Source organism: Shewanella sp. AS1 (assembly GCF_021412565.1).
Lineage (GTDB): Bacteria > Pseudomonadota > Gammaproteobacteria > Enterobacterales > Shewanellaceae > Shewanella.
Genome location: NZ_JAKCLJ010000003.1, coordinates 211,206 through 233,578, shown reverse-complemented (window position 1 = coordinate 233,578; position 22,373 = coordinate 211,206). Strand labels below are relative to the sequence as shown.

18 protein-coding genes are annotated in these 22,373 nt (G+C 50.2%); 5 read left to right on the top strand and 13 right to left on the bottom strand.

Going from position 1 to position 22,373, the window contains the following annotated elements; genetic code table 11:
- Window positions 1–183 precede the first annotated feature (183 nt).
- On the top strand, window positions 184–1,671 hold the full coding sequence (locus tag LZP69_RS06900) for a Fic family protein (RefSeq protein WP_234199462.1): 1,488 nt from the start codon (window positions 184–186) through the stop codon (window positions 1,669–1,671).
- Window positions 1,672–2,838: 1,167 nt separating this feature from the next.
- On the opposite strand, the gene LZP69_RS06895 is transcribed toward LZP69_RS06900, so the two are convergent.
- Window positions 2,839–3,459, bottom strand: a complete 621-nt coding sequence (locus LZP69_RS06895) for a hypothetical protein (protein ID WP_234199460.1) — start codon at window positions 3,457–3,459, stop codon at window positions 2,839–2,841.
- A gap of 224 nt (window positions 3,460–3,683) precedes the next feature.
- Between LZP69_RS06895 and LZP69_RS06890 the strand changes: the two genes are divergently transcribed.
- Window positions 3,684–4,172: a restriction endonuclease gene (locus tag LZP69_RS06890; protein WP_234199458.1), complete on the top strand. Its 489-nt coding sequence runs from the start codon at window positions 3,684–3,686 to the stop codon at window positions 4,170–4,172.
- Between the two features lie 645 nt (window positions 4,173–4,817).
- Here LZP69_RS06890 and LZP69_RS06885 read toward each other — a convergent pair.
- The 12 genes from LZP69_RS06885 to hyaA all read right to left on the bottom strand — a co-directional run bounded on the left by LZP69_RS06885 (window position 4,818) and on the right by hyaA (window position 16,903).
- Window positions 4,818–4,982 (bottom strand): hypothetical protein, encoded by a 165-nt coding sequence (locus LZP69_RS06885; RefSeq protein WP_234199456.1) that lies wholly within the window; start codon window positions 4,980–4,982, stop codon window positions 4,818–4,820.
- A gap of 46 nt (window positions 4,983–5,028) precedes the next feature.
- Window positions 5,029–5,376 (bottom strand): hydrogenase maturation nickel metallochaperone HypA/HybF, encoded by a 348-nt coding sequence (locus tag LZP69_RS06880; RefSeq protein WP_234199455.1) that lies wholly within the window; start codon window positions 5,374–5,376, stop codon window positions 5,029–5,031.
- The gene (gene hypE, locus LZP69_RS06875; RefSeq protein ID WP_234199453.1) at window positions 5,376–6,401 is read right to left on the bottom strand and encodes a hydrogenase expression/formation protein HypE; all 1,026 of its coding nucleotides are present in this window, start codon (window positions 6,399–6,401) and stop codon (window positions 5,376–5,378) included. The genes LZP69_RS06880 and hypE overlap by 1 nt, the downstream gene beginning before the upstream one ends.
- The gene (hypD, locus tag LZP69_RS06870; protein WP_234199451.1) at window positions 6,401–7,519 is read right to left on the bottom strand and encodes a hydrogenase formation protein HypD; all 1,119 of its coding nucleotides are present in this window, start codon (window positions 7,517–7,519) and stop codon (window positions 6,401–6,403) included. Before hypD ends, hypE begins: the two co-directional genes overlap by 1 nt.
- Complete coding sequence (locus LZP69_RS06865; protein ID WP_234199450.1) at window positions 7,516–7,764, bottom strand: HypC/HybG/HupF family hydrogenase formation chaperone; 249 nt, start codon at window positions 7,762–7,764, stop codon at window positions 7,516–7,518. Before LZP69_RS06865 ends, hypD begins: the two co-directional genes overlap by 4 nt.
- 1 nt (window position 7,765) lies before the next feature.
- Window positions 7,766–8,536, bottom strand: coding sequence for a hydrogenase nickel incorporation protein HypB (gene hypB, locus LZP69_RS06860; RefSeq protein ID WP_267962011.1), 771 nt, complete (start codon window positions 8,534–8,536; stop codon window positions 7,766–7,768).
- A gap of 103 nt (window positions 8,537–8,639) precedes the next feature.
- A complete protein-coding gene (hypF, locus tag LZP69_RS06855) occupies window positions 8,640–11,039 on the bottom strand; it encodes a carbamoyltransferase HypF (RefSeq protein WP_234199446.1) in 2,400 nt (799 codons plus the stop codon).
- Window positions 11,039–12,820 carry a NiFe hydrogenase gene (locus LZP69_RS06850; RefSeq protein ID WP_234199445.1) on the bottom strand — a complete coding sequence of 594 codons (1,782 nt, stop codon included), beginning with the start codon at window positions 12,818–12,820 and terminating at the stop codon, window positions 11,039–11,041. Before LZP69_RS06850 ends, hypF begins: the two co-directional genes overlap by 1 nt.
- The gene (locus LZP69_RS06845; RefSeq protein WP_234199444.1) at window positions 12,807–13,364 is read right to left on the bottom strand and encodes a HyaD/HybD family hydrogenase maturation endopeptidase; all 558 of its coding nucleotides are present in this window, start codon (window positions 13,362–13,364) and stop codon (window positions 12,807–12,809) included. Before LZP69_RS06845 ends, LZP69_RS06850 begins: the two co-directional genes overlap by 14 nt.
- A gap of 9 nt (window positions 13,365–13,373) precedes the next feature.
- Window positions 13,374–14,045, bottom strand: coding sequence for a Ni/Fe-hydrogenase, b-type cytochrome subunit (gene cybH / locus LZP69_RS06840; RefSeq protein ID WP_234199443.1), 672 nt, complete (start codon window positions 14,043–14,045; stop codon window positions 13,374–13,376).
- Window positions 14,046–14,055: 10 nt separating this feature from the next.
- The gene (hyaB, locus tag LZP69_RS06835; RefSeq protein WP_234199442.1) at window positions 14,056–15,762 is read right to left on the bottom strand and encodes a nickel-dependent hydrogenase large subunit; all 1,707 of its coding nucleotides are present in this window, start codon (window positions 15,760–15,762) and stop codon (window positions 14,056–14,058) included.
- Window positions 15,763–15,766: 4 nt separating this feature from the next.
- Window positions 15,767–16,903, bottom strand: a complete 1,137-nt coding sequence (gene hyaA / locus LZP69_RS06830; RefSeq protein ID WP_234199441.1) for a nickel-dependent hydrogenase small subunit — start codon at window positions 16,901–16,903, stop codon at window positions 15,767–15,769.
- Window positions 16,904–17,243: 340 nt separating this feature from the next.
- Between hyaA and LZP69_RS06825 the strand changes: the two genes are divergently transcribed.
- The 3 genes from LZP69_RS06825 (at window position 17,244) to LZP69_RS06815 (ending at window position 22,360) form a co-directional block, all read left to right on the top strand.
- Window positions 17,244–17,660, top strand: coding sequence for a CBS domain-containing protein (locus LZP69_RS06825; protein WP_234199440.1), 417 nt, complete (start codon window positions 17,244–17,246; stop codon window positions 17,658–17,660).
- 207 nt (window positions 17,661–17,867) lie between these two features.
- Window positions 17,868–21,791: an ATP-dependent RNA helicase HrpA gene (gene hrpA / locus LZP69_RS06820; RefSeq protein WP_442800666.1), complete on the top strand. Its 3,924-nt coding sequence runs from the start codon at window positions 17,868–17,870 to the stop codon at window positions 21,789–21,791.
- Window positions 21,792–22,201: 410 nt separating this feature from the next.
- The gene (locus LZP69_RS06815) at window positions 22,202–22,360 is read left to right on the top strand and encodes a periplasmic nitrate reductase, NapE protein (RefSeq protein ID WP_234199439.1); all 159 of its coding nucleotides are present in this window, start codon (window positions 22,202–22,204) and stop codon (window positions 22,358–22,360) included.
- The last annotated feature ends 13 nt before the right edge of the window (window positions 22,361–22,373 follow it).

Here is a 22,373-nt window from a genome sequence, read left to right as displayed (position 1 = left end):
TATCGAACACCCCCCTCTATAATGCGCTTTATATTAAGTAATTCGCCACATTAGCTTTTTATATCGAATAATTCCCCGTGCAATACATTTTATATTAAGTAATTCACCATATTGTCTTTTTATATCGAATAATTCCCTGTACAATGCGTTTTATGTTAAGTAATTCGCTTGTTTGAGGTAACTATGTCTAATTTGTATTTCCCAAAAGATACTGCTGAGTCCAAAGCGCTATCAAAGAAGTTTGCTGCTGGCGCACTTAAACGCATCAGGCAGGGGATATACACGGATGCACCTTATGAAGAAATCAACGATTTGGTGATCAAACAATGGTCGAAGATAGTTGATTACCTTTACCCGACAGCTATCGCTAGCCACAGCACAGCGGAATATCTCAAACCTATTGATGGCGTCGTTTACATTACGGCAGATATTAAAGTGCGTAAGAACGTCAAGATAGCAGATTCACTAACAATCAATGTCATCCCAGGCGACGTTAACACATTAACCGAACGCTTCTTACCAGAGTTATCCAGAAGTGCACCTGCAAGACTGTTACTAGAAAACCTTCAAATAGCCCATGGTGATACTGGCGCCATAAAGTCTCTGGGCAAAGTTTGGGTAGAAGAAAAGCTTTGCGCATTTCTAGATAGACACGGTGAAGATGAGCTCAATCGATTACGTGACCTAGCAAACAAAAGTGCTATCACCCTTAACATGCAACGAGAAATGAAAGTGCTAAATGGTATTATCGGCAGCATTCTAGCAACTCGACCAATTAAAAACCTTGATAGCCCAAGAGCAATCGCTCACGCTAAGAAAGAACCGTTTGATAATCATCGCATGACACTTTTCCATTCTTTAGCGGACTATCTACAGCGCTGTGAGTTAATTCCGTCACTATATAGCTACAACACTCAAGGATGGAGGAACCTCTCTTTTTTCGAGAGCTATTTCTCGAATTACATTGAAGGCACTGAATTTGAAATCGACGAAGCTGAAAAGATTGTTTTTGAAAAAACGACGATCAACAATCGTCACCAAGATAGTCATGACGTCCTATCTGTATTTGGTGTAGTGAGTGATTATTCTGAAATGTGTGTTGTGCCATCTTCAGCGGAAGAACTTATTAATCTACTTAAAGAGCGCCACGCCCTTATCATGAGCGAGCGCCCAGAGAAGCGCCCTGGCGAATTCAAGATCGAACCGAATAAAGCAGGGGATACATCGTTTGTACTGCCGGAGCATGTTGAAGGCACAATTACACAAGCATTCCCAATATACCAATCATTGCCAGCAGGTTTACCTAGAGCCATCTTTATGCAGTTCTTAGTGGCCGAAGTCCATCCGCATGATGACGGTAATGGAAGGTTATCTCGCATCATGCTCAACGCAGAGCTTGTAGCCAATGAAGAGCATAAAATTATCATCCCAACCGTTCACCGTGAAAGTTATTTGAATGGTCTAAGACAAGCGACTCGCAGTGGTAAATTCAGAACACTAACCAAAGTCTTTGCAAATATGCAAGCGTATACAGCAAGCATTGATTGGAGTGATTATGGTGAGGCAAGAGAAACTCTTGAGCGACATATGGCTGACAAACTTCCTGATCAAGGTGTAGCGACCTTTAATAGGGAGATTGCCAAGCACAAAATCTCTCTCCCTGCAGGATAGTTATGGCATGGCTAAATCTTAATTTTTGGCTATATAAGTTTTGAATTGATTTAAGGATCTGAGTTGTTGATTTGCATGCAATAATGATCCATTTAAGTTCACGATTTGCATTTATTAATGCCCCACATTTTCAAAAATTTATCCAATGTCGTAGATGGTTCAGCGGCAAAAGCATGGATCACTTATCGATGCAAATGGTGGATCACTTTTGGATGCAAATTAACAGCCGTTAATCCATTGAAATTTTATCCGAAACTGACAGGTTAGAGTCACGGCTTTAACACGAAAATGTCCAGGTGCTTGTCAGGGCGAAAACTGCTGGCATACCTTTGCCCCAAAGTGAGGTAAGGAAGTGATTGTCGATCTGTGTTTATTGTCATTGTTTCCCCAGTGACATGCCATAAACTCTTCCCTGAGGGCTCTACTAAAACATCCTTGTTTTAGAAGGTCACTGGTACCAACAATGCCAATATTAGCTAGCCTTTCAGCGATTAAATCTAACAAGAATTTGCCCCAAAGTGAGGTAAGGAAGTGATTGTCGATCTGTGTTTATTGTCATTGTTTCCCCAGTGACACGCCATAAACTCTTCCCTGAGGGCTCTACTAAAACATCCTTGTTTTAGAAGGTCACTGGTATCAACAATGCCAATATTAACTAGCCTTTCAGCTATTCAATCTAACAAGAATTTGCCCCAAAGTGAGTTAACCTTGAAATGAAGGAAGGGCATTTTTCAGTATTGCTTTTCTTACTTGGTAAATTTTAGTTCGTACTCTTATGGCTATCTAACGCCTGCCCGGCGGGGGATGTGCAAACACACTTTTGGCTCGCCACAAGCACGTCCCTGTGGGCTCTGCGAAATCACCCCTGATTTCGAAGGCCAAAAGTGTGCTTACACTTGGTTATTGTCTCTCTTCGATTTTAACCGTGATTGGTGTGAAGATGGATCAAAAAGCTAACTTGGTTTTTGCCCCAAAGCGATTTTCGAACTACATCAGCACTCTGCAAGTAATCCGCTAGTTGACCAAATTTTAGTAATGATAAAACGTGGATACTTCATCAGTATGATCTCGCAGCCAACCATGTGAAGTTAGCTGCGTGACATGAAGATAATTTTCACCTTTGAATGCTGACTATATATTAGTCAGTCATACCAAGAAGTTGATATATTAGTAACGAATGGTAAAGTTGCGTTGGATGCTCCTGAGCTTACACAAATTACTAGGAAGCCCGAATTGAATTAATTCGATCTCAGTTAGATATCGCTCAAGCGCCTTCTCTGAATTGATGGCGGCCTTATATCTACCTAATTCTGTTGGGATATAGGTGGTAATGATTTTATCTTCTGAATTTAAAATGCTTCTAGTTTCAATATCAATTAGTCCATATTGAAACAATTCAGCTAATTCATCTGACATAGACATAGGCATCTTTCTCATCAATAAATTTTTTATTAAATTACTATTTACCTTGATGTTATTGAGAAATGTTCCAGATAGCGCCCACTTTATTTGGTTGATGTTATAAACAGGAAAAAAACTTTGTAGTTGAGTAGCAACCTTATGAAAGTTATCTTGGTGGACAATAGCGTATTCGCTTTGTTCGTTTGAATTGCCATTCATTTGTCGAATAAATTGCTGCCAATGCTCGTACCCAAAGCATTTAACCCAACAGTCGAGAAATGTTGTGGATGTTGGTGTTACTTTTTGAGAGAAACCTTTGAGGCTGAAACGTACAAGCTGAACTTGCTTTTTAACAGCTATGACGTTGGGATGATTAAAATTAGGCATATAAATAATTTCCTTAAAAAATTTGGCGATGGCTTGCCACTAAACCGTTGTGCCAACAAGAAAACTATTTCTTAGAGTTTACTCTGTAGCGTGTTTGTTTCACCATTACGTGGCTGGATAGGGTGTTCTCTCACCGCGTAACCAGTCTATTAGTAGTGTATGCTAAAGTCAACTGAGAAAAATATTTTAATGTATCGTTATATTTTCAGCGTTATGGAGCAAAAATGGCAGGAACAACATGGCAAACTTATGAAGAAGTCGCTACCTACCTATTAAATCAATTTGCATCCGAATTTGAGCTTGATGGGTTCAGTGGCAAGGAGAAACTCTCTGGAATGATTAGCGGAACTAACTGGGAAATTGACGGTAAAGGCTTCACTGATGGCAGAGATAAATTTGTTATTGTTGAATGTCGAAGATATACAACTAGCAAGCAATCACAAGAAAAAATGGCAGCTCTTGCATATCGGATACATGACATTGGTGCTGCCGGTGGCATCATCGTAAGTCCATTGGGAATGCAAGCAGGCGCGGAGAAAATTGCTAAAGCGGAAAATATTATTTCAGTCAAGCTAACTCCGGAAAGTACAACAAATGAATATGTCTTGGCCTTTCTAAACAAAATCTATGTAGGTTTAGCTGATAGCGTCACGGTAACCACGTCCATTTCAGTAACACTTACGAAAATAAAACAGGGTGTAGTGGATGAGTGAAGCTGACCATCACTTTGGAGATGATTTCTATTAGTAGAAGTTATTCAAAACGTCTCGGTCTTATGAAATTCGTAACAAGGTTTTGTCCATAAATTATTTTGCTTCTGATTATCGGAGTCATACTCGTAAGGCTTAATCGGTGTGATGGATAGCTGAGTGTAGGTGCGGCTGAGGCCTTCGATTTCAGGGCCAAAAATGTTCCCGATATTTTTTGGCATTCCCTACATCCATGTAGGTCAGATGAAATCGTGGAGCGCCCAGGGAAGTACTTGAACAACATCCCTGTTTAAAAGCCAGTTCGGCATCCTTGCCTCTCGTTCGTAAGCTAGAAGCTGCGCTTCACTCACCGTGCCTCAGAAGTAACTACACGTAAGCTCACCATCAAGATAAAGTTCAGAACTGCTCTTGTCCAAAAGTGAGTGACAACCAGTATGATGCATTAACACTGGCTTGTGGCTCAATTCAGACTTGGAGTCGCAATGTGTATGCTTCTCTATTTCTGGTCACGTCTAAATAAAAACGGTAAGAACAGGGTTACTTGACTGTTTAGTATGGAACTTATTCCTCTTCTACAAACGCTGTGCAATAAAATTCAGGCAGTAGTAAGGTGGCTCTTAAAAAGAGCCACCTAGGACGTGTTTATCTTTAGTGACGCTTTTTCCAGATCATCAGACCCGCCACAATGATCACTAAACCTATGACAGGCAGGAGATCATTCATATGGTGGAACAAGCCAAGGCCATTGTGGCCTGGGTGAGCCCAAGCTGCGGCAGGAAGCAGGCTGGCTAGCAGGAATAATGCTTTTTTCATTTTCATCTCTCTTAATTAGATTATCGGTTTAATAGAGCTAATAGGGTTAATCGGTTTCAAGTTCTAACTGCATCAGCAACATCTCTTCGCCCTCAATGATGCGGGTATCATAGCTGTTGCACTGCGGGCAAATTACGCTGCGCTCTGCTACCTCAGTTTTGCAGAGGCACTGCTGGCACTGGAGCACTATGCCCTGATGTTGGATCACAAACTCGGCGTCGCGGGTACGTCCTTCTAACTTAAAGGTCTCGAAAGCCGTGGCCAGAAGCGCCGGTTCGACCCCGCTTAATACACCAATTTTTACCACGACCTTAGAGATCGCTTTGGCCTGATTGTCGATGGCATGCTGCTCGCACTGTTCCAGCAGGGCGCTGACAATCGAGTATTCATGCATCAGCAGATCCTCGGCAAGAGTTCCCCATGGGGCAGATCCAGATAGCGATTGCTGCCCCAGGGTGTAGTTAAAATGACTTTACCCTCATGTTCGGCTTGTACCTGGCCTATGATGGCGGCATGCTCGCAGTGGCCATAGCGCTTGATGATCTCTAAGGCTGTTTCGGCGATATCATTGGGCACGGCGAGGATAAAGGTGCCTTCATTGGCCAGGTCGTGGGGCTCGAAGCCGTAGAGTTCACACAGGCCTTTAACCTCTTCGCTGACCGGGATCTGCTTCTCTTCGACTCGGATCCCCACATGGGAGGCGGAAGCCCACTCGTTTAATACCGCGGCCAAACCACCGCGGGTGGCATCGCGCATGGCGTGGATATCGATATTGGCGGCGATCAGCTGCTCGACCACAGGCCAGAGGTTGGCGCAGTCGCTGGTGAGCTGGGATTCCAGACTCAGTCCCTCACGGGCCATCAGGATCGCCGCGCCATGGCGGCCGATACTGCCTGAGACGATAATGGCATCACCCTGTTGCAAGTTCTTCACCGAGATATTGGGCTTTAAGATTCGGCCCACACCAGAGGTGTTGATAAACAAGCCATCGGCGCAGCCTTTAGGCACCACCTTGGTATCGCCACACACCACTCGGGTGCCGCTCTTATGTAGTTCAGATGCCATGCTCTGGACTATCTGTTTCAAGGAGGCGATGGCGAAGCCTTCCTCTATGATAAAGCTGCAGCTTAAATATTGCGGCTCGGCGCCCATCATGGCCAAGTCATTGACTGTCCCGGCCACCGCCAGTTTGCCTATGTCGCCACCGGCAAAAAACAGCGGCGCGACGGTAAAAGAGTCGGTGGTGAAGGCCGATGGTCCCTCCAGATGCAACAGGGCGGCATCCTCCTCATTAGCCAGGATAGGATTGTCGAAGGCCTTAAAGAAGATGGAGGAGATCAGGCGGTTCATCTCCTTGCCACCACCACCGTGGCTAAGCTGTACCGACTTCTCAGTTGGAGTATTAAAAATATCGGACATTATGCGACTCCGTTATAGCGGTAATAGGCGTTGCAGGCACCTTCGGAGCTGACCATGCAGCTGCCCAGGGGCGTCTCTGGCGTGCAGCCGCGGCCAAACACCTTGCAATCTTTCGGACCGGCGATGCCACGCAGGATATCGCCACACTGGCAGGCCTTATGATCGTCAATATCGGCCACATTGAGCTTATCGGCATAAATGATTTCGGCGTCGCGGTGGCTGAACTCCTCTCTGAGAATCAGGGCGGAATCTGCCAGCGGGCCCAGACCGCGCCATCTGAACTGGGGACGCACTTTGAGGTAGCGATCCACCTTCTGCTGCGCCAGCAGGTTACCTTCCTCGCTGACGGCGCGGCTGTACTGCACGTCCAGCTCGGCTTTGCCTGTGACCTTCTGTTTTACTATACGCAGGATAGACTCCATCACATCCACAGGCTCGAAGCCTGAGACCACCACGGGCGTGCCATACTGGGTGACTGTAGGGCGATAGAGCTTGGCGCCGCTGATCACGCTGACGTGAGCCGGGCCGATGAAGGCGTTAACTGTGGCATTAGGATCGGCCATCACAGCATCGATGGCCGGCGGCACTAAGACATGGTTGATATGAAACAGTAGGTTATCCAGTTGCTGCGCTTCTGCCTGCTCAATCAACACCGCCGTCATGGGGGTGGAGGTTTCAAAGCCGATGGCAAAGAAGATCACTTTTTTATCTGGGTTTGCCTTGGCAATTTCCAATGTATCTAGGGGATCGTAGATGGGGCGGATATCACAGCCCTTGGCCCTGAACTGGGCCAGAGAGCCTTTAGAGCCGGGCACACGTATCATATCCCCCAGGGTCACTAAGATCACATTCGGCTGAGAAGCCAAGATTGCGGCATGATCGATACGCTCCTTGGGCATCACACACACAGGGCAGCCGGGGCCGTGGACAAACTGGATATTGTCAGGCAGCAGCTGATTGAGTCCATACTTCATTATGGTATGGGTATGGCCGCCGCAGACCTCCATGATGTTGATTTTACCTGGATAATCACCGGCTAATACCTTGATCTCTCTGGCCAGGTTATTGATGGTATCGGGGTCGCGAAATCCCTGATACAGCTGCTTTAGCTCGATCATGCGCCTTGTTCCTCTGCATTGAGCTTGTCCACTATCTCCTGATAAAGCTCAAGGCTCTGCTCTGCATCGGCCTTATCTATTTTATTCATCACAAAGCCGATATGGATAAGCACATAATCATCCAGGGCCAGCGGCTCGTTGATTAGATGACTGCTGACCTTGCGTTTTACGCCCAGGGTTTCGACAGTGACCGCCTTCTGTTCTGGGTGCAGCTCCACTATCCTGGAGGGAATGGACAGACACATATCAGACGCTCCTGTGTTCGTTTAACCAGTCGGCGACCGCCTGCATGCTGATGCCATCCTTGATAGAGGTGACTAAGATATCGGCCTCTGGATTAAGACGTTTCACCTGGGCCTTGGCCGCGTCGACATCAAAATCGAAATGAGGCAGTAGATCTGCCTTAGTGATTAGTACCAGATCCGCCTTGCGGAACATCACAGGGTACTTTTCAATCTTGTCATCCCCCTCGGGAACCGACACCAGCACGATATTCTTATGGGTGCCCACATCGTAGGAGGCGGGGCAGACCAGGTTACCGACATTCTCGACGAAGCAGACATCCAGCGGCTTAAGATCCACATGGTGCAGGGCACTGTGTACCATAAAGGCATCGAGGTGACAGGCAGAGCCGGTCTGGATCTGATAGGCAGGAATCCCCTTGGCTAACAGGCGGTCAGCATCGCGGGAGGTTTCTAAATCGCCTTCGATCACGGCATAGTTTAACTCTGTGTACTCTTTTAGGTTTTCAAGCAGGGTGGTCTTACCGCTGCCAGGGCTGCTCATCAGGTTGAATGCCGTGATATTGTGGGCCTGGAAATGCTCACGGTTATGGGCCGCCTCAATATCGTTCTTATCGAGGATCTTGTGGATCACAGAGAGGGTCTTTTTATCATTCAACTGTGGATTGCTGTGGAGTGCATCGTGATGATGGCCGTGATGATCATGGTCGTGGTGATGATCATGGTCGTGGTGATGATCATGTCGAGTAATGGAACATCCGCAATCTTTACACATAGTCGTTCTCGTTAATTTTGTTCTTCAAATATTGTCTATTGTGAAGCCTGTTACTTCATTGATATGGGTCATAGATTTCATGTGTCAAAACGTGATCTAAGTGTTAGTTTTGATGATGAATGCCATACCAGAGCTGTCCCAGGGCGATACCGCCATCGTTGACCGGCACCTGCTTGGGACTGAGCACTTGCTGTTGCTGCGTCTGTAACAGCCTGCGGGTGTAGCTGAGCAGGTAGCGATTCTGGAACACGCCGCCGCAGCAGACCACAGGCAGATGGGGATATTCTGCTGCCAGGCCTGCCATTGCTCTGGCCAGGCAATCCATAAAGGCGCGGGCGAGCAGATCGCAGAGATTGGCCGGTCGTTGTGGGGTTAACAATTGCTCGACCAGCTGCTGCCACAGCAATGCTGTTTGCCACACGCCGTCCACCAGGGGGAGGTCTAGCCGGATACCGCTCGCCATGAGCTGCTCGGCACTCACCCGGTTAGCTGCGGCCTCAATCAACATGCCGGCCTGTCCCTCAAACTGGGTCTGCTGCATCATGCCCAGCAGACAGGCGAGGGCATCGAACAGGCGGCCCACTGAGCTGGTGTCGTGACTGGCGACCGATTTTTGCCACAACTTGTGCAGATTGGTAATTAAGGTCGCAGGCAGGCTGTCCAGGGCTGACAAGTGAGTCGATGATCCTTGTGCCTTTAACGCTAATACCTGGTGCAGTGAATAGCGTTCAAACAGCAGGGCCAGCATGATGCGCCGCGGATCTTTAATGGCCTGCTCGTTACCGATAAGGGCAAAGGGTGCCAGGCTGGCGATGCGCCGATAGCCATCAATATCTGCCAGCATGGCTTCGCCGCCCCACAGCTGATCATCATCACCAAGACCTGTGCCATCGAAGCTGAAACCCAGTACTTCATCTGTGTATTGGTTGGCCGCCATGACGCTCAGCAGATGGGCATAGTGGTGCTGCACTCTCTGTTGTTGCACAGGCATAGCGGCCTGCGCCACATATTGCTTGGCCCAACGGCTGGAGGCATACTCAGGGTGTTTATCACAGAGGAGCTGTTTAGGCTCAAACTGATACAGGCGCTTAAAGGTCCCTAGGGTGTCGATAAAGTATTGCTCCGCCTCCAGGCTGAACAGATCGCCGATATGGGGGCTGAGTACCAGGTTATGACCCAGGCCGAAGGCGATGCTGTTTTTCTGCTGGGCTCCGACGGCCAGGGTGTGGTGCTTCACCTCATGCTGCCAGTGCAGTGTCAGGGGAGCATAGCCCCGCGCCAGGCGGATGATCTGCAGCTCATCGTCGATCAGCTGCACCACGCTGTCATCGCAGCCATTAAGGATGGGGCGGTCATGATCTAAAATGGCATCCACCACACCTTCAAGCCCTGTGGTTATCGCTCTCGCATCGGTGATAATAGGCTCGCCGCTACGGTTGGCACTGGTGGCTACTATTGGCCGCTGCAGCTGAGCTAACAGCAGGTGATGCAGGGGCGTGTAGGGCAAAAATAGCCCGAGTCTGTCAATGCCGGGGGCGACGCTGTGACTCAGTCTGAGCGTGGGATCGGCGAGCAGATCCGAAGGCTGACGTTTAAGTAAAACAATCGGCCGCTCGGCGCTTGACAGCATCTGCCATTCGGCCTCGCTGCCGCTGGCATAAGCTTTTGCCTGAGCTAGGCTTGGGCACATCACTGCGAAGGGCTTGGCCGGACGCTGTTTACGTCGCCTGAGTGTGGCGACGACCAGCTCATTGGTGGCATCGCACACCAGATGAAATCCCCCCAAACCTTTAATGGCGAGGATTTTCCCCTGCTTGATCAGCTCGACCGTCTGTTGCAGCGCCGCGCCTCGACTGGCGATCTCCTCTCCCGCAGGTGTAGTAAGGCGCAGATGCGGGCCGCAGTCGGGACAGCTTACCGGCTGGGCGTGATAGCGTCTGTCCATAGGATCATGGTAGGCCTCGGTGCAGCGCTCACATAGGGTAAATCCCGCCATGGCCGTATTATGGCGATCATAGGGTAGTGCCTTGATTAAGGTGTAGCGCGGGCCACAGTTAGTGCAGTTGGTAAAGGGATACTGATAGTGGCGATTATTGGGATCGTTAATCTCCTCGATACAATCGGCGCAGCAGGTCTTATCGGCTGGGACTGCCACCAGCGCATCCTGTTTCGATTCACTCTCGATAATCTCGAAGCGCTGACAATCTGCCTTCAGGGCAATCGACTCCTGACTGATACTGTCGATACGCGCCAGTGCGGGCAGTGTGGTATTGAGCGCCTCAATCAGCTGCGATATCTGCTGAGGGCAGCCCTGAAGCTCTATGGTGACACCTTGGCTGTGGTTAAAGGTAAATCCTGTTAACTGCAAGCGGCTCGCGAGGCGATAGATAAAGGGACGGAAGCCGACACCTTGTACTATGCCGGCGACTTCCAGCTTTACCCGCCTGTGTGTCTGTGGTGAACAGAGACACACCCCATCTCGCTTCTCGGACTGACTCAACATTATCTTCTACGCTTTTTCAGTAACAGGGCACCCAGAGCATAGTTATTACCCTCCAGGGCGACTCCTTGGTTGTGTTTCACGTTAAAATTTTTGCCAACCCGCAGCATGAATCTCTGACTCAGGACAGGATTGTTCCACTCATCCCCAGCAATGGCGACCGATTTGAGGCCGATATTCTGATCTAAGTGTTCGAGCCAGTTCGCCAGATAGTCGGTTAAGGAGTCATGCATGCCGAAGGCGAGCTTGGCCTTATCATCATCGTCCGCCAGACGGAAACTCATCAATGTGCCTAAGGTCTTGCACCAGTTCAGGCTACGGTGAGCCTCGCCTCGGGTTAAAGGATAGTCGACACGGGGGGAGTTACTGCCGCGATGGCTCATGGCGCTGGCGATCAGGGCATCGCTGAGATCATCCACCGACATAGAGCGACTGGGTAAGCCCAGCAGCAGGGCGCCCAGGGCCCAGAGTGAACTGAGATTGTCGCTATTGGGCGGGAGCTTGAGGTTCAGCAGCCTGACATAGTCATCCGGGAACTGCTGCTTGAACTTTTCCAGCACCTGTTTCTGTGGGCTCTGCTCCAACTGATGATAGATCTCATAACCGCTCTGGGGCAGGCTCGGCAGGGCGAAAAACAACTCTGTCTGTCCCTTGGCATCCAGGGTCTGGATCTGGCCGCCATGCTGCTTGCTGAAGTAGACAATGGCACTGGCGCCGCTCAGCCCATGTTCGGCATTGACACTGTGCAGGGCGCAGAGGCCATATTCACTGTCTGTCAGTTCCACTGGCTTAAGCTTGCTGCCAAAGGAGGCGATGGCGTTACTACTGTCGGTCGCCTGTTCGAGCTTGAACTGCTGCTTATTCTGGCTGGCCAGAAAATAGCCCTGGCTGTTGATGAGCAGGGCTTCATCATGCAGCGCCTTGGCGTCGCTGACGATAGTCGTAGTACAGGTCTGTCTGTTGCAGACTTCAACCCAGTTGTCCCTGATGAAGGCGAGGGGAGGATTTAGCTGTCCATCTTCGATAAACACCCAGTCGACGCCGCGCTGACGCAGCGTCTCACCTATGATGATCAGCAGCCTGTTATAGGCGAAGCAGAGATCATAGAGCGGCGCATCTAGTTTAGGATGTGACTTGATGGCGCGCGCCGTGATCGAGGGTTTTTCGATGCTGGAGAGGGCTAGGATCTGCCGATCGCTCAGGTGGAACTGGGCATTGAGGGTGTTGGGGTTACAGATCAGCAAGCGTGGTCGGCCGGTCTCGCCTGTAGGGTTAAGGCTGAGCTGGATGGGATGATGTCCCGGCAGCCGGATGCTGCCTTGGGTGAGCAGTGCATCGCACAGGGATTTTATCTCAGTTGCACTAAAGCCAAGATAGGCGGCATCGATCCGCTGCTCGCCATGACAAAAATCGCAGCCCAAGGCGATATCACCGAAGTTGGCGGCCTGATTGTCACCAAACTGTGGTGCACATTGCTGGCAATATTCCTGGCCGATCGCTTCCTCGGCAAGGGGCTCTTTGCTGCCGCTTATCTGGTCTATCAGGCTGATATTGGAATCGGTTAGCCACACAGAGATAAGAAAATCGTTGGCAATGGCATCGGCCAGCGCTTCGAGCTGCGCCTGTTCGCCCATGGCTTCGATAAAATAGCAATGCTGCAGGCGGTCAATTTGCCGATAGCCGATATAGGTTTCTAGGGATGCATAGGCTAAATAGCGGTTACATAAACGACCATACAAGGGGACGGGTCGGGAGCAAGTAAATTCAAATCTAATAGTGTTCATCTGCAGTTACACCGCGTTTATAAGAGTCAGGGATAAGTTCATCGATTGCAACATCCTTGACGCGAGTGACTGTAAAACCAAGAGAAGACAGATGGTTTAACATGGTTTGTTCCATTAAAGGAACCGCTGCTGCGACTCTCGCAGTCAAGCCTAGAGTCATAGGTTCGAGTACGGTGGGGGTGCAGCCTAAGACATAGGTCTTGGGTCTGTCACCTAACATCTCCATCATGATCAGGGTCTGCAGCATCTCGACCTCATGGGCGCTGCCTTGCCAGTCGATCTCGCTCGGTGCCTTATCGAAGTCGAAGAAATAGACCTGACCTGGCTGAACACCGCTGGCATTGACCGTATCGACGACAATAAGGTGATCATACTTGCTGATGATGGGGATGAGTCCCTGGGCTAAGGTGCCGCCATCCATGATCTCGAGTTGATCTTCTGGATGGCTGAATTGATAGTTTTCTTGTAGGTAATTAACAAAGTGTACGCCGATACCTTCATCGGCGTACAAGACATTACCAATACCGAGTAACAGTATTTTCATGGTAACCTTTTAGTGTTTCTTAGGATGGTAGTCATAGCCAGAGACGATAGAATCTACCGAGTTATGTTTAAATCTGATGCCGGTCCAAACCGCCATATAGACGTGGATCACCACAAAGATAATAAACACCCAAGTAAAGTAGTGATGCCAGATGCGTAACTGAGCTAAGCCGCCCATGGCACCCGTTAGCCAAGCCGCCATATCCCCCAGCATACCGCCTAAGCCTAAATGGTAAACATTGGCATAGAGCGCCAGCCCGGTAATACAGATCAGAGCCGCCACCACAGACACGGCTAAGTAGGTCACAAATTGCAGTGGCCCGTACACGCCTTTCTTGTCTAAGTGACCCATCCATAGGTAAGACTTAAGCTGCACTATCCAGCTGTTGACACTCACTACGTCCTTGAAGGAGCGACGTTCGATGTCACTTTTACTGAAGAAGAACAGATAAGCCCGCGCTAAGGTGATGGCACACAATAGGAAACCAAAAATCAGATGAGCAAATCTTACCCAGCCTTGAACCAGGACATCTGAGCTGCTTGGCGCCACTAGGAAGGGCCAGGCAATGTAGAAGCCCGTTATGACAAGAACCAATATGGAGAGTGCACGCAACCAGTGAAAAGCCCTGATCGCGGCACTGAATATAAAGGCTCTCTCATAGGGTACATTTTGTGTATCCATGAGTTGCTCCTTAACTGTTACCTTTAGGATCGATTCTAAATTCACCTAACGCTTGTCCTTTGTAGTCCATCACGTGGACCGCACAGGCCATACAAGGGTCGAATGAGTGAATAATACGGATCACTTCCAGTGGTTTGGTCGGATCTTCAAGCTTGAGTCCGATGAGTGAAGCCTCATAGGGACCCATCTTACCCGCGCCATCCACAGGACCCGCGTTCCAGGTCGTCGGCACCACGGCCTGATAGTTTTCCACTAAGCCGTTTTTAATGCGGATCCAGTGACTGAGCATGCCCCGAGGCGCCTCAATCATGGCATGACCCACATATTCACGGTTTGGATCGATCTCAGGTTTCACATAGGTACTCTCATCACTCTGGATGTTGGTGAGCAGGGCATCGAAAGTCTTTAAACCCTCTTCTGCGACTATGATGGTCTGCAGCATACGCGCCGCAGTACGACCTAAGGTTGTAAACAGGGCGCCAACAGGCAGACCCGTAACTTCCAGCAGGTTGTTCACCGCGTTGACCACGACCTTGTTACCGCGTGCATAGCTGACCAGTAGGCTGGCAAGTGGTCCCACTTCCACAGGTTCACCCTGGTAGCGAGGGGATTTAACCCAGCTGTACTTACCGTCACCATCGACAGTTGGCAGCTTACCGTAAACCGTATCGCGCTCAACGAAACCTGTGTAATTAGGTACTGTGGTGCCATCATAGGGGTGCTGCTCACCATCGGCAGTGTACCAAGCGTGGGTCACGTCTTCCTTGATCAGATCGGGGTTTAGATCCGCAACGCTGGCTAAATCACCATTCATGATCACGCCCTGGTCGAACATATATTCGCCATTGGCTAACACGAAGTCATTGGTGGCAAGGAAGTTCTTCACATTCACACCGCCCAATACGCTTGGCTCACCGCCGAAGGCCGCTGCAGCCATCACGATATCGGCCTTGTAGGCACGGTGGAGGAAGTCAGAGACAACTGCGTGTTTCTGTTTCCACTCCTGCAGACGGGCTGGACTTAACATGTCGCGCACCGAGGTGACACCACCCACAACCAGGGATTGCGGATGGGGCTGCTTACCACCAAAGATGGCGAGCATCTCTGCGGCAACACGCTGTACTTCCAGTGCCTTCAGGTAGTGAGACAGGGCGATCAGGTTCTGCTCAGGGGTGAACTTGTAGGTGCCATTGCCCCAGTAGGCATTGGCGAAGGGGCCAAGTTTACCCGTTTCGACGAAGCCTTTTACCCGCTCCTGTACGGCACGTAGCTCACCTTCACCGGCGGCGATCGGTTTGTCAGTGTACTTCAACGCCTCCTGCGCGGCGGCGGCCGGATCGGCGCTGAGTGCCGAGACCACATCCACCCAGTCCAGACCGTGCAGGTGATAGAAATGCACCAGGTGATCGTGCATATAGAGGGAGGTTTGCATCAAGGAGCGCAGATACTTAGCGTTCAGCGGAATTTTTACCCCTAAGGCATTCTCAACCGCTTCGGTACTGCAGCGATAGTGAGAATAGGTACAGACACCACAGATACGTTGGGTGATAAGACCCGCATCCAGAGGCGTGCGGCCCTTGAGGATCACCTCGATACCACGCCATAGGGTTGATGAGGACCAGGCCTTCTGAACCACATTGTTTTCATCAACTTCCACTTCGATGCGCAGGTGCCCCTCGATGCGAGTGATAGGGTCGATAACTACACGTTTGCTCATTAGATTATTCCTCGTTCGATTTGGCAAAAAGGCTGGCGACTGCGTGTGCACCAATGCCTACGGCGGTGGCACCCAAGATCACAGCGCCGACCGTATCGGCGGTGGCGTCCAGCCCATGCAGTAACTGTCTGCCCAGGGGCTTTTCGAAATCTGCCATATCGTCCCAGAAGCTGGGCTCAGAGCAACCGATACAACCGTGTCCTGCCAGCACAGGCCAGCTGGTGTGATGATTAAAGCGTTCGGTCGGGCAGTTGTTATAGGTATAAGGGCCTTTACAGCCGACTTTATAGAGGCAGTAACCCTCTTTTGCGCCTTGATCGCCGAACTCTTCGACAAATTCACCGGCATCGAAACGGCCACGACGCTCACAATTATCATGAACCCGCGCGCCATAAGCCCACTTAGGACGGTTAAACATATCCAGTGCAGGCAACTTGCCGAACATGATGAAGTACATCAGGGTGCCGACTATGTTCTTCTCGCTGGGTGGGCAGCCACCTAAGTTGATGACTGGTTTATTGATCACCTGATCCACACCTTTGGCGCCGGTCGGGTTAGGTGCCGCGGCCTGAACGCCACCGAATGCGGCGCAGGTGCCGACAGACACTATGGCCGCCGCACCTTCGGCTGCGTGTTTGATGATCTCAAGGCCTGTGTGGCCTTTACAGCCAACGGTCAGGAAGGCACCGTTGTTGGCGGTAGGCACGGCCCCTTCGACGGCCAGCAGATAGTTACCCTTATAGGTTTCCATCGCATGTTCCAGGTTCTCTTCTGCCTGCCATCCGGCTGCGGCCATCAGGGTCTCATGGTATTCCAGCGAGATGTGGTCGAAGATGAGCGAGTCGAGGTTAGGGGTGTCGGCGCGTACCAGTGATTCTGAGCAGCCGGTACACTCGGCCATGTGCAACCAGATAAGCGGCACGCGGTCGGCGATTTCGGCCGCTTCGGCGACCAGCGTGCTAAAGGGGAGCGGCAGAGCAAGCATAGCCGTGACGGCGGCACTCCATTTCATGAAGTCGCGTCGGGTAATGCCATGTTCATCCATTTTTTCTTGTAGAGATTGGGCGTTTCGAGGTGCTAGGCGGCGTAACATTTCTAGACGCGCTTGACCTTGTTGGTATAAGGCGGCATGTGTGTCCATTGTTAACCCTTTTTGTTATGTTGTTGTCAATGCGTTGCGGCATGTGTCATAAGAAATTTTAGGCCTGTGAATGGGGGGTAATGTTGATATATGTCAAGCTTTTCGCTACGAGGTGATATGCAGTGACTATGTAATCCTTGCACTATGAGGTAGATCATATTTCTTAATTTGGTTGGGACAAAATGTCGCAAGTTTTATTCTGTCGGTGAGCCGTTTCACAGTTTTGTATGCGATACAAAACGCTTTATTTACAATTTTGTGGCTTTTTTAAACAAAAAATCGGTTTTTCAGCACAATATATATACACTTAAGTGAAAGCTATTTAACAAGGAGCTAGGTAATGGAATCGATGAAAGTGGTAGATTATATGGATCGCCAACCTGTGTTGTTACATGCCAGCATGACCTTAGCCGCAGCGGTCGAAAAGTTGCTGGCACAGAAGAAACTGGGCGCGGCTGTGGTGAATGAACAGGGAATGTTAGTGGGGTTTCTCTCCCAGCAGGATTGTTTGGCCGTGATGTTAAAAAGTACCTATCATTGTGATTTAACTGCAAATGTCAGCGATTGCATGCGCACCGATGTGTTGACTGTGACTAAAGACACCTCCATCATCACCCTGGCCGAGCAGATGCTGCAGGCCAAACCCAAAATCTATCCAGTGGTCGATCAGGGCAAAGTGGTGGGCACAATCGACAGGAATGCGGTCTTAAGGGCGATCAATGTGTCCATGGCCCATTGCTATCTCAATCCTGCCTAAAGCCATTTGACTCTTGCCGACTCGGGGTTGCATTCAACGGCGCCTCTGGTCGGCAATAGCTTGAAAGTTTTAGCCATTAAGTGCCTTTTTATTAAATATTAACCAGAATAACCTTGGATTGTTGCCTTAAGCCGCTTTTGCCATACCCAAAGTGGAGCTTAATTGGTAGGATCACGTCTTTATCTCATTCATATTTGGGTTCTGCTTTTGACTTCGCCACATCACCCTCTGTCCAATGCCTTCTTAAAGCAATGTTATCAGTTTGATGCGTCCAAGATCCGTCGGCGCTTGTTTCGCTTAAATAAACAGGATGACAGCGAGAACAAGCGTGATGAATTGGCTAAGTTAGAAGCGCTGGCTATTGCGGCGGCGCTCAAGGTGGAGCAGCGAAAACGAGAGCTGCCGAAGATAAGCTACCCTGAAGCGCTACCCATTTCGCAAAAGCGCGACGAAATAGCCCGCGCCATAGCTGCTAATCAGGTGGTGATTGTTGCAGGTGAAACCGGCTCGGGTAAGACGACTCAGCTACCGAAAATCTGTCTGGAACTGGGCTTAGGCACCCGCGGTTTGATTGGTCATACTCAGCCAAGACGTTTGGCGGCGCGCAGCGTGGCGACCCGGGTGGCAGAAGAGCTCAATAGTCCGCTGGGTGAGGTGGTAGGTTTTAAGGTGCGTTTTGCCGATGCCATCAAGCCTAGCTCCTATATCAAGTTGATGACAGACGGTATTTTGCTGGCCGAGCTGACCTCAGATAAATATCTGGATCAATACGATACCATCATAATAGATGAAGCCCATGAGCGCAGCCTGAATATCGATTTCATCTTAGGTTACCTTAAGAGTGTGTTGAAAAAACGCCCGGATCTTAAGGTGATCATCACCTCGGCTACCATAGATGTTGAGCGTTTCTCCAAGCATTTCGATGATGCCCCCGTGATTGAGGTCTCCGGCCGTACCTATCCGGTCGAGACACGCTATCGCCCCCTGGTGCAGGATCAAGATGAGGATCTTGATCTGATGGAAGGGATCTTCGCCGCGGTGGAAGAGCTGATGCGCGAAGGGCTTGGGGATATACTCATCTTCATGAACGGTGAACGGGAAATTCGTGATGTGGCCGAGCAGCTGAGCAGGCAGCAGTATCGCGATACCGAGATCTTGCCCCTCTATGCACGTCTCTCTTACGGTGAGCAGTCTAAAGTCTTTAAGAGCCACACGGGGCGGCGCATAGTGCTAGCGACCAACGTGGCCGAAACCTCGCTCACTGTGCCCGGTATTCGCTATGTGATTGATCCTGGCACAGCCCGCATCAGTCGCTACAGCTACCGTACTAAGGTACAGCGCCTGCCGATCGAGCCCATCTCTCAGGCCAGTGCCAATCAGCGTCAGGGCCGTTGTGGCCGTGTCGCACCTGGGATCTGTATTCGTCTCTATGATGAGACAGATTTTAACAGCCGACCTCAGTTCACCGATCCTGAGATTTTGCGTACCAACCTGGCCTCGGTGATTTTGCAGATGCTCGCCATCGGCCTTGGGGACATTGAGGCGTTTCCCTTTATCCAGCCGCCGGATCCCCGTTATATCCGCGATGGTTTCCTGCTGCTCGAAGAGTTACAGTCGGTCAAAAAACACAAGGGACAGCTGCAGCTGACGCCGCTTGGACGCCAGTTGGCTTCCATTCCTGTGGATCCCAGGCTTGCCCGCATGGTGGTGCAGGCTAACGAGTATGGCTGTCTGCATGAGGTGCTGGTGATCGTCTCTGGTTTGTCGATCCAAGACCCGCGTGAGCGGCCGCTGGATAAGAAGCAGGCCGCCGACGAGGCACACAGACGTTTTAACGATAAAGACTCAGACTTTGTCGCCTGGGTAAATCTGTGGCAGCACCTTAAAGTAGAGCAGCAAACCCACAGCGCCAGTCAGTTCAGAAAACTGTGTAAGCAGGAGTTTTTAGCCTATCTGCGGGTGCGCGAATGGCAAGATCTCTATGCTCAGCTCAGACAGGCGGTGCATGATCTGAAATGGAAGCTCAACAGCGAACCGGCCGATTATGAGCTGCTGCATAAAGCCCTGTTAACCGGCCTGCTCAGTCACGTGGGCCTTAAAGATAAAGACAATGAATATCTCGGCGCGCGAAACCGTAAGTTCTTCGTGTTTCCAGGCTCGCCTCTGGCCAAGAAAGGCCCCAAATGGCTGATGGCGGCCGAGCTGACTGAGACCTCGCGCCTGTTTGCCCGTTGCTGCGCCAAGATCCAGCCCGAGTGGGTCGAACCCCTAGCTGCACATCTGGTGAAGAAAAATTACCTCGAGCCCCATTTCGAGGCCAAGCAGGGCAGTGTGGTCGCCTTTGAAAATCAGCAGCTTTATGGCCTGCCGATAGTCAATCGCCGCCGGGTGCAGTATGGACCAGTCGAGCCAGTCGAGGCCCGGGAGATCTTTATCCGCAGCGCCCTGGCCGATGGTGAGCTGCGCACCAACGAAGCCTTCTTCGTTAACAATCGCCGACTGCTTGAAGATATTGAGGCTTTGGAGCATAAGTCCCGCCGCCGCGATATTTTAGTGGATGAGCAGGCACTGTATGCTTTCTATGAGCCGCGCATCCCGCAGGGGATCTATAACGCGCCTAAACTGCTGAGCTGGTGGAAAAAAGAGAAGCAGCACAATCCGCATCTGCTGGATTTTGCGCGCGAGCAGTTGATGCAGCGCAGCGATGAGCATGTCTCCTTGCTGGATTTTCCCGACTACTGGCATCAGGGCAACCTGAAACTCAGCCTGAGTTACCATTTCGAACCCGCCGACAGCGATGATGGCGTGTCTGTGCATATTCCTGTGGCCCTGCTCAATCAGCTCGACAGCCAGGGGTTCGACTGGCTGGTGCCTGGGCTCAGGGAGGAGAAGTGCATCGCGCTGATCAAATCCTTGCCCAAGAATTTAAGACGTAATTTTGTGCCGGCGCCGGATTATGCCAGAGCCTGTCTGCAGGCGATCACAGCCCATTTGCAACAGCAGAGTAGCAAAGGGAATAAAAACAAGGCAAGCGAGAGCGACATGAGTCTGCTCGATGCCATGTGCAAACAGCTACTGCGCATGAGCGGCGTGCGGGTATCTCCCGAGGATTTCGATCTGTCCTTGCTTCCTGTGCATTTGCTTATTAACTTTAAGGTGGAAGATGACAAGGGCATGCTGATCGCCCAGGGGCGCAATTTAGACACACTGAAAGATCAACTGCAGGGGCAGGTGACTCAGGCCATCCGTAATGTGGCCGAGACCGGCATAGAGCAGCAGGGATTGCTTGAGTGGAGTTTTGGCACCTTGCCTAAGCAATATGAAAAGCGCCGCGGCAACTTCGAGGTCAAGGCGTTTCCGGCGCTGGTGGATGATAAGGCCAGTGTTTCTATTGCCCTGTTCGATGATGAAAATGAGGCCAATCGCGCCCACAGAAACGGGGTGCAGCGCCTCTTATTGCTCAATATTCCCTCGCCGGTAAAACACCTGCAAAACACCCTGCCTAACAAGGCAAAGCTGGCCATGTATTTTAATCCCTTCGGCCAGGTGCAATACCTGATCGACGATATCTTGGCTGCCGCTGTGCAGCAACTGTTGGATGAGAAGGGGATAGATGTACGTTGTGAGACTGATTTTATTGCGGCCAAAGAGTGGGTCAGACAGGAGCTGAATCCCACGGCGGCCAAGCTCGCCCTGATAGTGGAAGAGATCCTGACCCTGTATCAGAAAGTGAAGAAGCGCCTCAAGGGCAAGATAAGTCTCGATATCGCCTTTGCCATGAGTGACATTCAGACTCAGCTGGACAGATTAGTGTTTAAGGGGTTCGTCGAGCAATCGGGCTGGCAGCGTCTGCCGGATCTGGTGCGTTACCTTAAGGCGATCGATAATCGCCTCGATAAACTGCCGGTCGATCCCAACCGCGACAGGCTGCATCTGCACAGCATCAGCAATGTGCAGCAGGCACTGGATGCTCAGCTTGCTAAGGTGCCGCGCACTTCGCCGACACCAGAGGCGCTGCTCGATGCGCGCTGGATGATAGAGGAGTACCGAGTCTCCTGTTTTGCTCAGGTGCTAGGCACAGCCTATCCCATCTCAGAGAAACGCATACTGAACCGGATCGCCGAAGCTTGATACAAAGGCTAGAATCGAAAAGCACCAGATACAGGTGCTTTTTTTATGTGCCGCTCATGCCTACCTCTATCGAGATATTTTGTCCTTTAAATGACCTGTTAAGGCATAAATCAATTTAATAAGCACTATGCTTCATTAAAACATGAATAGCTAATTTACCTGGCTGGCTGTCTTTCCAATCGGAAATTTCTGTCATTAAGGGTGAGCCAGATTTTATTTCTACTAAAAAGATGATTTAGATCAAGCTGGCGTATTATTTACCGATTAAGAGGTATAGAGAGGGATAAAAAAGAATTGATAACATAAATTTCAGGAGGATAGCTGAGCGGAGGTCAAGGTTGTGGCAGCAATCCATGACGGGAGCTCAAGTTATTCGCTACACAAGTAAGCATGATCCGTTAGGAGGATGCATGAGTTCCATATCGAAAGAAGAAAAAAGTTTGGAGTTGAGAATATTTGTCTTTCTTACCGTTTTTCTTGCCCCACTGTTGTCTGTGTTACTCGTTTCTGGTCTTGGGTTTGCTATCTGGTTTAGCCAGATATTAACCGGTCCACCAGGTGCAGGTTAATTACACATATCCT